General features: G+C 75.1%; 7 protein-coding genes. 4 read left to right on the forward strand and 3 right to left on the reverse strand.

What is annotated here, in order from left to right; translation table 11 throughout:
- The 3 genes from GCE86_RS06090 to GCE86_RS06100 are packed head-to-tail and all read left to right on the forward strand — an operon-like array spanning nt 1 to nt 8,803.
- Nucleotides 1–189 carry an MbtH family protein gene (locus tag GCE86_RS06090; RefSeq protein WP_154226018.1) on the forward strand — a complete coding sequence of 63 codons (189 nt, stop codon included), beginning with the start codon at nt 1–3 and terminating at the stop codon, nt 187–189.
- Nucleotides 186–3,305 (forward strand): non-ribosomal peptide synthetase, encoded by a 3,120-nt coding sequence (locus GCE86_RS06095; protein ID WP_154226019.1) that lies wholly within the window; start codon nt 186–188, stop codon nt 3,303–3,305. The genes GCE86_RS06090 and GCE86_RS06095 overlap by 4 nt, the downstream gene beginning before the upstream one ends.
- On the forward strand, nt 3,305–8,803 hold the full coding sequence (locus GCE86_RS06100) for a non-ribosomal peptide synthetase/MFS transporter (RefSeq protein ID WP_154226020.1): 5,499 nt from the start codon (nt 3,305–3,307) through the stop codon (nt 8,801–8,803). The genes GCE86_RS06095 and GCE86_RS06100 overlap by 1 nt, the downstream gene beginning before the upstream one ends.
- Nucleotides 8,804–8,843: 40 nt before the next feature.
- Here GCE86_RS06100 and GCE86_RS06105 read toward each other — a convergent pair whose 3' ends face one another.
- Both GCE86_RS06105 and GCE86_RS06110 read right to left on the reverse strand, forming a co-directional pair.
- Entirely contained in the window at nt 8,844–10,079 is a 1,236-nt protein-coding gene (locus GCE86_RS06105) for a hypothetical protein (protein WP_154226021.1), read from the reverse strand.
- A 40-nt stretch (nt 10,080–10,119) separates the two neighbouring features.
- Nucleotides 10,120–10,638 carry an NUDIX hydrolase gene (locus tag GCE86_RS06110; protein WP_244317203.1) on the reverse strand — a complete coding sequence of 173 codons (519 nt, stop codon included), beginning with the start codon at nt 10,636–10,638 and terminating at the stop codon, nt 10,120–10,122.
- A gap of 55 nt (nt 10,639–10,693) precedes the next feature.
- Between GCE86_RS06110 and GCE86_RS06115 the strand changes: the two genes are divergently transcribed.
- Nucleotides 10,694–11,431, forward strand: coding sequence for a class I SAM-dependent methyltransferase (locus GCE86_RS06115; protein ID WP_163636946.1), 738 nt, complete (start codon nt 10,694–10,696; stop codon nt 11,429–11,431).
- Nucleotides 11,432–11,464: 33 nt separating this feature from the next.
- On the opposite strand, the gene GCE86_RS06120 is transcribed toward GCE86_RS06115, so the two are convergent.
- Nucleotides 11,465–12,088 (reverse strand): carboxymuconolactone decarboxylase family protein, encoded by a 624-nt coding sequence (locus tag GCE86_RS06120; RefSeq protein ID WP_204343144.1) that lies wholly within the window; start codon nt 12,086–12,088, stop codon nt 11,465–11,467.
- Nucleotides 12,089–12,149: the final 61 nt, after the last annotated feature.

Genomic DNA, 12,149 nt, shown 5'->3' on the forward strand with positions numbered 1-12,149 from the left:
ATGGCCGAACCCCGATTCCTCGTCGTCCGCAACGACGAGGAGCAGTACTCGATCTGGTCGGCCGACCGGGACCTCCCCGCGGGCTGGCACGACGCCGGCTTCGCCGGCACCCGTGAGGAGTGCCTGGCCCACGTCGACGAGGTCTGGACCGACATGCGCCCCCGCTCCGTCCGCGAGGCCCACTCATGAGTCAGGAGTGGACCTTCCCGGCCTCCTTCGCCCAGGAGCGGGTGTGGATGGCCAACCAGCTCGACGCCGGCTCGCCGGTGTTCAACGTGTCCATCCCGTGGCGCTTCCCGGCCGGCCTCGACGCCGACGCGGTCAGCGACGTGGTCAACCGGGTGGTGGCCCGGCACGAGGCGCTCCGCACCCACCTGCGGGAGGACGACGGCGTGCTCGTGCAGGTGGTCCGGGCCCACGAGCCGGCCCCGCTGCCCACGACCGACCTGCGCCACCTGCCGGAGTCCGAGCGGCTGGCCGCGTTCGAGGCGATCCGGGCCGAGCTGGCCCGGACCCCGATCCCGCTGGACACCCCGCCGCTGTGGCGGGCCCGGCTGGTCCGCCTCGACGACGCCTGGGCGCTGGTCTTCGTGGTGCACCACGCCGTCTTCGACAGCCACTCGGCGGTGCTGTTCCACGCCGAACTCGCCGCGTTCTCCGCGGCCGCGCAGACCGGCGCCGAGCCCGCCGTGCCCGAGCTGCCCATCCAGTACGCCGACTTCGCGGTCTGGCAGCGCGACCAGCTCGCCGGGGCGGAACTCGACCGGCAGCTCGCCTTCTGGACCGGCCACCTGGCCGGCGCGCCGCCGGTGACCAACCTGCCGCTGGACCGGCCCCGCCCCGCGCAGCTCGGCTTCGCCGGCGACGAGGTGCGCTTCGACCTGCCCGACGGGCTGCTCGACCGGGTCGGCCGGCTGGCGGCCGGCGCGGCGGCCACGCCGTACATGGTGCTGCTGGCCGGCTTCGCGGCGCTGCTGTCCCGGATCTCCGGCGACAGCGACGTGGTGGTCGGCGTCTCCACGGCGGGCCGCGACACCCCCGAGCTGGCCCCGCTCATCGGCATGTTCGTCAACCCGGTGGCGCTGCGCTGCGACGTCTCGGGGGACCCGTCCTTCGCCGCGTTGCTCGGCCGGGTCCGTGACGGCCTGGTCGACGCCATGGAGCACGGGCAGACCCCGTTCCAGAAGATCGTCGAGGCGGTCGACCCGCAGCGCGACCCGTCGGTGCAGCCGATCTTCCAGACCGCGTTGAACTACATCCCGGACTCCGGCCTCGACCCGGTGGAGCTGGGCACCACCAAGGACGACCTGGCCTTCGACATCACCGCCGGGGAGTGCCGCCTGGTCTACCGGACCGCGCTGTTCGACCGGGCCACCGCCGAGACGGTGGTGCGCCGGTACGTCCGGCTGCTGACCGCCGCCGTGGCCGACCCGGAGCGCACCGTCGCCGCGCTGCCGCTGCTCACCGACACCGAACGCGACCTGGTGCTGGGCGCCTGGAACGACACGGCGCGCGAGGTGCCGCCGGCCACCGTGGTCGACGAGGTGCAGCGGCGGGCCGCGGCCACCCCGGACGCCACGGCGCTGGTCTGCGACGGCGTGCCGCTGACGTACGCCGAGCTGAACACCGCCGCGAACCGGCTGGCCCGGCTGCTGGTGGCCCGCGGCGCCGGCCCGGAGGACCGGGTGGCGCTCGCCCTGCCCCGCTCGTGCGAGCTGGTGGTGGCGATGCTCGCCGTGCTCAAGTCCGGCGCCGCGTACGTGCCGGTGGACACCGCGTACCCGGCCGGACGGATCGCCTACCTGCTGGAGGACGCCGCGCCGGCCCTCGTGGTGGCCACGCCGGACTCCGCCGCCCTGGTGCCCGGCGACGCGCTGGTGCTCGACGGCGAACTCGGCGCGGACCAGCCCGACGGCGACCTGACCGACGCCGACCGGCGTAGCCCGCTGCGCCCCGAGCACCCGGCGTACGTGCTCTACACCTCCGGCTCCACGGGGCGGCCCAAGGGCGTCGTGGTGGAGCACCGGGCGGTCACCGCCTACCTGGCCTGGGCCCGGCACACCTACCCGGGGCTGGCCGGCGTCGCGCTGCTGCACTCGCCGGTCTCCTTCGACCTCACCGTCACCGGCCTGCTCGGCACGCTCACCGCCGGTGGCACGGTCCGGCTCGCCGCGATCGACGAGCCGGCCGCTCGTGCCGGTGGCCGGCCGGCCTTCCTGAAGGTCACCCCGAGCCACCTGCCGCTGCTCGACGGTGAGCTGTCGCCCACCACCGACCTGGTGATCGGCGGCGAGGCGCTGACCGGCGAGCAGCTCGCCGGCTGGCGGGCCGCCCACCCCGACGTGGCGGTGATCAACGAGTACGGCCCGACCGAGGCCACCGTGGGCTGCGTGGCCGCCCGCATCGCCCCGGGGGAGCCGGTCCCGCCCGGCCCGGTGCCGATCGGCACGCCCACCTGGAACACCCGGGCGCTCCTGCTCGACGCCGCCCTCCAGCCGGTGCCGCCGGGCGTGGTCGGCGAGCTGTACGTCACCGGCGTGCAGCTCGCCCGCGGCTACCACCGCCGCCCGGGCCTCACCGCCGAGCGCTTCCTGCCGTGCCCCTACGGCCCGCCCGGCGCCCGGATGTACGCCACGGGCGACCTGGCCCGCTGGCGTCCGGACGGCACCCTGGACTACCTGGGCCGCCGGGACGACCAGGTGAAGGTGCGCGGCATGCGGATCGAGCTGGGCGAGGTCGAGGCCGCCCTCCTGGCCCACCCGGACGTCCGGGCGGCCGCCGCGGCGGTGCGCACCGACTCGGGCGAGCCGACCCTGGTCGGCTACCTGGTGGGCCCGGCCCACGAGGACTCGGTCCGCGCCGAACTGACCCGCGAGCTGCCCGCGCACCTCGTGCCGGCGGCCCTGGTCCGGCTCGACGCGCTGCCGCTGACCCCGAACGGCAAGCTGGACCGGGCCGCGCTGCCCGCGCCGGCCGCCGCCGCACCGGCCGAGGACGCCTACGTGGCGCCGCGCACCGAGGCCGAGGCCCTCGTCGCCGAGGTCTACGCCGAGATCCTCCAGGTGGAGAAGGTCGGCGCCCTGGACGACTTCTTCACCCTCGGCGGCAACTCGCTGCGCGGCATGCGGGCGATGGCCCGGATCCGCGCCGAGGTGGACGTCGACCTGCCCATGCGGGCGCTGTTCAGCAGCCCCGTGGTGGCGGACCTGGCCGCCCAGATCGAGCAGCGGATCGCCGCGGAACTCGACGGGCTCTCCGACACCGAGGTCGCCGCGCTGCTCGCGGCGGAAGAGGAAAGCAGCTGATGACCGACCTGAAGGATCCGGCCCGCGAGGCGGCCCGGCAGGCGCTGATCGCCAAGCGGCTGCGCGCCCGCCAGGCCGCCCCCGCGGCCCGGATCACCCCCCGGCCCGCCGGCGCCGAGGTGCCGCTGTCGTACGCCCAGGAGCGGGTCTGGTTCATGGACCAGCTCGCCCCGGGCGAGGCGGCGTACCACATCGCGGTGCCGCTGCGGGTGCGCGGCCCGCTCGACGTCGAGGCGCTGCGCGCGGCGCTGACCGCGCTCGCCGCCCGGCACGAGTCGCAGCGCACCCGCTTCCCGGCCGACTCCGACGGCCGCCCCACCGTGGTGGTGGAGGAGTCCGTCGAGGTGCCGCTGACCATCGTGGACGCGCCGGACGAGGCGAGCGCGCAGGCGCTCGTGGACGCGGCCGCCGCCGAACCGTTCGACCTGGCCGACGGGCCGCTGCTGCGCGCCCTGCTGATCCGGCTGGCCACCGAGGACCACGTGCTCTTCCTCGGCCAGCACCACATCGTCGGCGACGGCTGGTCGGTCGACGTGCTGCTGCGCGACCTCATCACCCTCTACCGGGGCGGCGAGCCGCCCGCCCTGCCGATCCAGTACGGCGACTTCGCCGTCTGGGAGGCGGGGGAGCTGGACGGCGCGCAGGCCCGGGCCCACGTCGACTACTGGAAGCAGCGACTCGCCGGCATCACCCCCCTCGAACTGCCGCTGGACGCGCCCCGCCCGGCCACCCAGACCTACCGGGGCGACTTCGTCGAGTTCCAGCTCGACCCGGCGGCCACCGCGGCGCTCAACGCGCTCACCCGGGCCACCGGGGGCACGCTGTTCATGACGCTGCTCGCCGCGTACCAGGTGCTGCTGGCCCGGCACGCCGGCCAGGACGACTTCGCGGTCGGCGCCTCGGTGGCCGGCCGCTCCGCGCCGGAGCTGGAGAACGTCGTCGGCATGTTCATCAACATGCTGCCGCTGCGCGCCGAGCTGGCCGGCGACCCCACCTTCGCCGAGCTGCTGGAGCGCACCCGGCGCAGCGTGCTGGACGGCTTCGAGCACGCCGAGGTCCCGTTCGCCAAGGTCGTGCACGAGCTGGGGCTGCCCCGCGACGTGAGCCGCTCGCCGGTGTTCCAGACCATGTTCGTGCTGCAGAACTACGAGATGGGCCGCTTCACCGGGGTGTCCCGCAGCGACGAGGTCACCTTCGAGTGGACCCCCATGGAGCTGAAGGCCACCCGGTTCGACTTCGAGCTGCACGCGGTGGAGACCGTCGACGGGCTCTGGGGCAAGCTGGTCTTCAACACCGACCTGTTCACCCGGGACACCGTCGAGCGGATGGCCCGGCGGTGGACCACCCTGCTGGCCGCGATCGTCGCCGCGCCGGACACCCCGGTCTCCCGGCTGGAGCTGCTCCCCGCCGACGAGCGGGCGCTGCTGGCCGGGTGGAACGACACGGCCGCGGACTTCCCGCGCCACGAGACCCTGCACGGCCCGGTCGAGGAGCGCGCCGCCGCCACCCCGGACGCGGTCGCGGTCACGATCGAGGGGCGCAGCCTCACGTACGCGGAGCTGAACGCGGCGGCCAACCGGGTCGCGCACCGGCTGCGCGCAGCCGGCGTCGGCCCGGAGACCCTGGTCGGGGTCTGCGCGGAACGCTCCGTCGAGCTGGTCGCCGGCCTGCTCGGTGTGCTCAAGGCCGGCGGCGCCTACCTGCCGCTGGACCCGGAGTACCCGGCGGACCGGCTCGCCTTCATGGTCACCGACGCGGACGCGCCGGTGGTGCTGGTCCAGGAGCACCTGCGCGACGTGCTGCCGGCCACCGCCGCCACCGTGCTGGCCCTCGACGACGCGGCGGTCTGGGCCGACCAGCCCGCCACCGACCCGGCGCCCACCGCCGGCCCGGAGCACCTGGCGTACGTCATCTACACGTCCGGCTCGACCGGCCGGCCCAAGGGCGTGCCGAACACCCACCGGGGCATCGTCAACCGGCTCGACTGGATGCAGAAGACCTACGGCCTCGGTGCCGACGACGCGGTGCTCCAGAAGACGCCGGCCAGCTTCGACGTGTCGGTGTGGGAGTTCTTCTGGCCGCTGCGCACCGGCGCCCGGCTGGTGCTCGCGAAGCCCGGCGGCCACAAGGACGCCGGCTACCTGCGCGACCTGCTGATCGCCGAGCGGATCACCACGGCCCACTTCGTGCCGTCCATGCTCACCGTGTTCCTCGCGGAGGAGGGCGTCGAGGCGGCCACGGCGCTGCGCCGGGTGATCTGCTCCGGCGAGGAGCTGCCGCTGACCTCCGCGCTCGACTTCACGGCCCGGCTGCCCTGGTGCGGCCTGCACAACCTGTACGGCCCCACCGAGGCGGCCATCGACGTCACGGCCTGGCACTGCGACCCGGCCCGGCTGGCCGGGGTGACCGGCGTGCCGATCGGCGCGCCCATCGCCAACCTGCGGCTGCACGTGCTCGACGCGGCCGGCGCGCAGTGCCCCGTCGGGGTCGCCGGGGAGCTGCACATCGGCGGCGTCGGGCTGGCCCGCGGCTACCACCGCCGGCCGGCGCTCACCGCCGAGAAGTTCGTCCCCGACCCGTGGTCCGGCGAGCCGGGCGCCCGGCTGTACCGCACCGGTGACCTGGCCCGCTGGGTCGTGGGGCCGGACGGGACCGGGGTCATCGAGTTCCTCGGCCGGATCGACCACCAGGTGAAGCTGCGCGGCCTGCGCATCGAGCTGGGCGAGATCGAGAGCGCGCTGCGCGAGCAGCCCGGGGTGACCGAGGCGGCGGTGATCGTCCGCGAGGACAGCCCCGGCGACAAGCGGCTGACCGCGTACCTGGTGGGGGAGGCCGAGCACGCGGCCCTGAAGGCGGCGCTCAAGGAGACGCTGCCGGAGTACATGGTGCCGGCGGCGTTCGTCACGCTCGACGCGCTGCCGCTGACCCCGAACGGCAAGCTCGACCGCAAGGCGCTGCCCGCGCCCGTGGTCACCCGCGAGGCGTCGGTGGCGCTGGTCGAGCCCCGCGACGACACCGAGCGCGCGCTCGCCGCCATCTGGTCCGAGGTGCTCGGCGTCGACACGCTCGGCATCGACGACGACTTCTTCGACCTGGGCGGGCACTCCATGCTCGCCACCCAGGTGGTCGCGAAGATCCGCAAGGCGGACCTGGGCGGCCGGGCGGTCGGCGTCATGGACCTGTTCCAGCAGCGGACCATCCGCGAGCTGGCCGTGTTCATCTCGGGTGACGCCGCCGAGGCCGGCCCGCGCCGGCTGCTCTACGAGCTGACCAAGCCGATCCCCGCCGCCCAGCGGGTGCTCACCTACGTCTGCGTCCCGTACGGCGGCGGCAGCGCCATCGTCTACCAGCCGCTCGCCGACGCGCTGCCGGCCGGGCACGCGCTGTGGTCCCTGGCCATCCCCGGCCACGACGTCGGCCTCAGCGAGGACGCGCTGCCGTTCGACGAGCTGACCACCCGGGTGGCCGACGAGATCCTGGAACGGGTCGAGGGGCAGCTGGCCCTCTACGGCCACTGCGGCGTGGGCAGCGCCATCGTGGCCGAGGTGGCCCGCAAGGTCGAGGCGGCCGGGCGGAACCTCGATGCCGTCTACATCGGCGCGATGTTCCCGTTCGCCCGCCCCAAGGGCTTCTTCGCGGCCGCCCGTAACCGCCTCGAACAGCTGCGCAGCAACAAGCACTACGCCAGCTGGCTCAAGTCGATGGGCGTGGACACCGACGAGCTGGACCCGGAACAGGCCGACCGGATCATCAGCAACATGCGGGCCGACTCCCGCGCCTCGGAGGAGTACTTCACCCGGCTGCTCGACCAGCGGGCGACGAAGCTGCGTGCCCCGATCATCTCGGTGGTCGGCTCGGAGGACCCGGTCACCGACTACCACCGCGAGCGGTACGCCGAGTGGCAGTTCCTCAGCGACACCCTGGGGCTGGTCGTCCTCGACCAGGCCGGGCACTTCTTCCTGAAGTACCGGGCCGCGGAACTGGCCGAGATCGTCACCCGGGTGCACCCGGCCGTGGTCGCCGGCGACGTCGGGGACCTCGGCCCGCAGGCGCGGGGCGAGGACGCCGGCTGGGCCGTCCTCGACCACCTCCGGGTGGGCGCCGAGGAGCGGCCGGCGACCCCGACGGTCAAGCCGAGCATGGCCCGCTTCCTGTCCATCACCGTCGGCCAGCTCGTCTCCAGCACCGGCTCGGCGCTGACCGCGTTCGCCCTGCCGATCTGGCTGTTCAACCGGACCGGGTCGGTGGCCGACCTCGGCCTGCTCTGGGCCCTCGCCCTGATCTGCGGCGTGCTCATGCTCCCGGTGGCCGGCGCCATCGTGGACCGGGTCAGCCGGCGCCGGATCATGATGCTGGCCAGCTCCGCGGCCGGCTCCGTCCAGCTGGTCCTGGCGACCCTGCTGTGGACCGACAACCTGGTGCTCTGGCACATCTACCTGCTGGTGGCGCTCAGCTCGGTCGCCGGGTCGTTCCAGCGGATCGCGTTCCAGTCCGCGGTGCCGCAGCTCGTGCCGAAGCGCTACCTCGGCCACGCCATGGGCATCACCCAGCTCTCCACCGGTGTGGCCACCCTGCTCATGCCGGTCTTCGCGGCCGGCCTGCTCGCCGCCATCGAGCTGAAGGGCATCCTGCTCATCGACGTGGCCAGCTACGTGCTCGCCGTGCTCACCCTCGCCCTGGTCCGCTTCCCCGACCTGCTCGGCTGGCGGCCCCGCGAGCGGCTGCTGGTGGCCATCGCCAACGGCCTGCGCTACTCCTGGCAGCACCGCGGCTTCCGGCTGATGCTCGGCTACTTCGCGCTGGGCAACATCTTCCTGGCCCCCGCCCTGGTGCTCACCACCCCGCTGGTGCTGTCCTTCGGCAGCCCGACCCAGGTGGCCCAGGTCGCGCTCGCCGAGGCGGTCGGCGCGGTGGCCGGCGGCGTGCTCATGTCGCTGTGGGGCGGGCCGCGCCGGCGCCGCATGATCGGCGTCCTGATCGGCAACCTGGGCACCGCGATCGGCTGCGTGCTGATCGGCCTGGACGCCTCGCTCGCGATGATCTGCGTGGGCATGTGCTGGCTGGCCATGTCGATGACCACCGCGCAGTCCATCTACGCGACCATCGTCCAGGTCAAGGTGCCGCAGCGCTTCCACGGCCGGGTGTTCAGCCTCAACCAGACCATCGCCTGGTCCACCCTGCCCATCGGGTTCGCGCTGCTCGCGCCGGGCGCCACCGCCCTGTTCGAGCCGATGCTCGCCCCGGGCGGGGCGCTGGCCGGGTCGGTGGGCGCGGTCATCGGCACCGGCCCGGGCCGCGGCATCGGCTTCGCGTACGTCTGCTTCGGGGTGATCCTGGTCCTGATCACCCTGGGCGGCTTCGCGATCCGCCTGCTGCGCCGCTTCGACCTGGAGGTCGAGGACTCCCTGCCCGACGACCTGATCGGCGCGCAGGAGCGGGAACGGCGGCTCGCGGCGAAGCGCGACGCGGCCGCCGAGCGGGAGAAGGTGGCGGTCTAGGCCGGCGGGGGCCTCCGGCGGCAACCGGAGGCCCCCACGCTCACCACTGCTCCGGCGGGTCGGCGACCTCGTCCTCGGGCAGCTCGGCCGGCTCGGCCACCCACGCCGAGTAGGCCGGCAGCCCGTGCCACGGCCCGCCCGCCTCGTCGGTGGCCACCGCCACCACCGCGTACGGGTGCCCGAACCGCAGCTCCGCGATCCGGGCGATGCCCTCCGGCGGCAGCCCGGCGGCCACCCCGAACGCGGTCACCGCGGCGGCCTCGAAGCCGTACCGCCCGAACCGCGCCACCGCCGACTGGACCGCCTCGAACGGCGGCTCCGCCAGACCGAGCAGCGCGCCCAGCGCCCGGGCGGCCCCGTCGAAGCCGAACCCGGCCGGGGTCAGGTCGTGCCGGCTCTCCGCCGACCAGCAGGGCAGCACCGCCGTGGCCCGCTCCTCCCGGCCGTCGGCGGCGAAGGTCCGCGTCGGCTTCTCCCGCACCGTCCACAGCGGCGTCTCGCCCAGCGGCAGGTCGAACAGCGACCGCCGGCAAGGCTCCATCCCGTCCGGCGCGGTGGCCGCCGTCGCGGCGAGGTCCTGTGCGGCGGCCAGCACGTCCGCCGCCGGCACGTCCGGCGCGGCGGCCACCGACACCACCAGCAGCCCGGCGCCGCCCTCCGCGGGCTGTGCCGGCGCGGCGTGCACCGCCACGTCGCCGGCCCGGTCCGTGGTCGCCACCCAGCAGCGGTGTCCCCACGGCGGCGTCCGCAGCACCCGCCGCAGCCGTCCCGCCCAGGCGCTGCCGGCCCCCAGCTCACCGGCCGGCGCCACCTGGAACGGGTCGGCCCAGGACACGCGGGTGGCCAGTGCGCTGGCCAGGATCAGCAGGGTGTCCCGCGCGACGGTGACCGGGAATTGTTCGATGAGGCCGCCGGTGCGCTCCCGCGCCCAGGCGTCCAGCGCCGCCTGGTCGGGCAGCGGGCCTCGCTCGGTGCGCTCGGGCAGGCCGGCCCGCCAGGCGCCCAGCTGCTCGAAGGGGGTCCGCTCCCACAGCGCCGTGGCCGCGCCGACCAGCGGGTGCGGCTCGGCGAGCAGCGCGCGGGCCGCCGCGGCGGCGTCGTCCGCGTCGGTGCCGAGCGCCTCGGTGAGGGTCGCCCGGGCCTCGCCGGTCGCCGCCGGACCGGTCAGGGCGAGCAGCAGCCAGGCGCCCAGCGGCGAGGCCACGTGGTGGGCGTCGCCGGCGGCACGGTGCAGCCGCTCGGCGTAGTGGGCCAGGGGTGCGTGGAGAGGATTCACCGCTCCACTGTGCCGGTCGGCGGCCCGTCCGGCACGCCGGTCAGGACCACAGTTCGAACGGCTCGTCGATCTCCTCGCCGGCGAGGAACGCCGGCAGCAGCTCCGGCAGCCGACCCGGGTAGCAGCGGGGCTGCTCGGCGACCACGTCGGCCACCGGCCACCAGCGGAATCCGAAGTAGTCCTCCACCTCGTAGTCCAGCCGGTCCGCCTCGTCCACGTCCGGTCCCGGCCCGGGCAGGCGTACCGGCACGACCACCTCGTCCTGGAGGTGCCGCCGCTGCCGGTGCCGGAAGCTGGCCCGCCGCCGCCAGGTCGGCGCGCCCACCTGCGCCGGCGCGACCACGATGCCGGCCTCCTCGCGCAGTTCCCGCACCGCCGCCTCCAGGTAGGTCTCCCCCGGGTCGAGCCCGCCACCGGGCAGCTCCCACCAGGTGCCCAGGCGGGGATGGTCCGGGTCGCGGGTGTGGAACAGCAGCACCCGGCCGGTGGCGTCCAGCACCACCAGCCGGACCGCCTCCCGTTCGAACAACGGCAGGTCATCGGGCAGCTCCGGGTCCACGGCTCTCCCTTCGTCGGGGCGTCGGCGACCGGCCGGACCTGCGATGATGGCGGGCATGTCCCAGCTGTTCGGCGAGGTGGCCGGCGCCTACTCCGAGGCCCGCCCAGGCTATCCGGCCGAGATCGTCGCGGCGATCCGCGCCTACCACGACGGCACGCCCGAGCTGCTGGTCGAGGTGGGGGCCGGCACCGGCCTGGCCACGGCCACCCTGCTCGGTCTCGGGGCGCCGACCACCTGCGTCGAGCCGGATCCCCGGATGGCCCGGGTGCTGGCCGAGCGCTTCCCGCAGGTCGAGGTGGTGACCGCCGCCTTCGAGGAGTGGACGCCGCCGGCCGGCGGTGTGTCGGCACTGGCCTGCGCCATGGCCTGGCACTGGCTCGACCCGGCCACCCGCAACCGGCGCGCGCACGACGCGCTCCGCCCCGGCGGCACGCTCGCCGTCTTCGGCCACCGCTACGACTACGTCGACCCGGGGCAGCGGGCCGCGATCCGGGCGGCGTTCGAATCGGTCGACCCGGAGACGGTGGTCGACCGCCCCGACGACTGGGTCCGCACCGACATCGCCGGCAGCGGCCTCTTCACCGCCGTCCGTACGCCGGTCTTCCGCCGGGACCTGCCGCTGGACACCGCGGCCTACCTGCGGCTGGTCGGCACCTTCTCGCCGCAGCTGCGCCGGCCGCCGGCACTGCGGGAGCGGGTGCTCGCCGCGGTCGGCGCGACCGTCGACGGGTTCGGCGGCACCGTGGTCCTCGACCTGCGCACCACACTCGTCCTGGCCCGCCGGCCCGCCTGACCCGGCCGGCGCCGACCGGTGCCGGTGCGAGCGTCACACGGCTTCGCCGGCGGCCGCGGCGGCGTGCACCCCGACCGGGCGGCCGAAGGTGACGGCTTCGCGGACGAGCCGGGGCGCCTTCTCGACGAGCTGCGGATCCGGGGCCGCTCCCAGGGCGTCGTTGACGGTGGCGAACGCCAGCCGGAACGCGATCCAGGTCGTCGCCTCGAAGATCTCCTGGTCGTCGAGACCCGCGTCGCGCAGTCGCTGCACGTCGGACTCGGTCGTGGCATTCGGATCCCGGACGACCTGACGGGACCAGGCGGCCAGCGCGTTCTCCCGGGCGGACAGGTCGGCGTCGGCGCCCCGCAGCACGCGCGCGGCGGTCGCCTCGTCGCTGAGTTCGGCCAGCCGGGCGCCCCAGGCCAGCGCGCAGTACGCGTCGTCGCGGGCAGCGGCGGTGGCGGCCACCATCACGGCCACCTCCCTCGGCGACAGGCCCGAACCGGCCAGGAGGTCGGCACGTACGGCCTGGAAGGACTCCAGCACGTCGGGACGCCAGCACCAGACCCGGGTGAGGTTGTTGACGTAGCCGTCGGAGGTGACATCGCCCTCGTAGGCGGCGGTCACCGCCGGGCTCTGCGGCGGATCGGCGAGGAACGCGGCCGGACGGTTCATGAGGGCAGTGTGCGGCACCCGGCGACCACCGAGAGACCGATCCACGACAGCTCGGGAGTCA

Source organism: Micromonospora terminaliae, from assembly GCF_009671205.1.
GTDB classification, from domain to species: domain Bacteria; phylum Actinomycetota; class Actinomycetes; order Mycobacteriales; family Micromonosporaceae; genus Micromonospora; species Micromonospora terminaliae.

Coding starts and splice junctions, on each gene's coding strand:
- GCE86_RS06095 (WP_154226019.1), top strand. CDS start 186: ATGAGTCAGGAGTGGACCTTCCCGGCCTCCTTCGCCCAGGAGCGGGTG.
- GCE86_RS06115 (WP_163636946.1), top strand. CDS start 10,694: ATGTCCCAGCTGTTCGGCGAGGTGGCCGGCGCCTACTCCGAGGCCCGC.
- GCE86_RS06100 (WP_154226020.1), top strand. CDS start 3,305: ATGACCGACCTGAAGGATCCGGCCCGCGAGGCGGCCCGGCAGGCGCTG.
- GCE86_RS06120 (WP_204343144.1), bottom strand. CDS start 12,088: ATGAACCGTCCGGCCGCGTTCCTCGCCGATCCGCCGCAGAGCCCGGCG.
- GCE86_RS06090 (WP_154226018.1), top strand. CDS start 1: ATGGCCGAACCCCGATTCCTCGTCGTCCGCAACGACGAGGAGCAGTAC.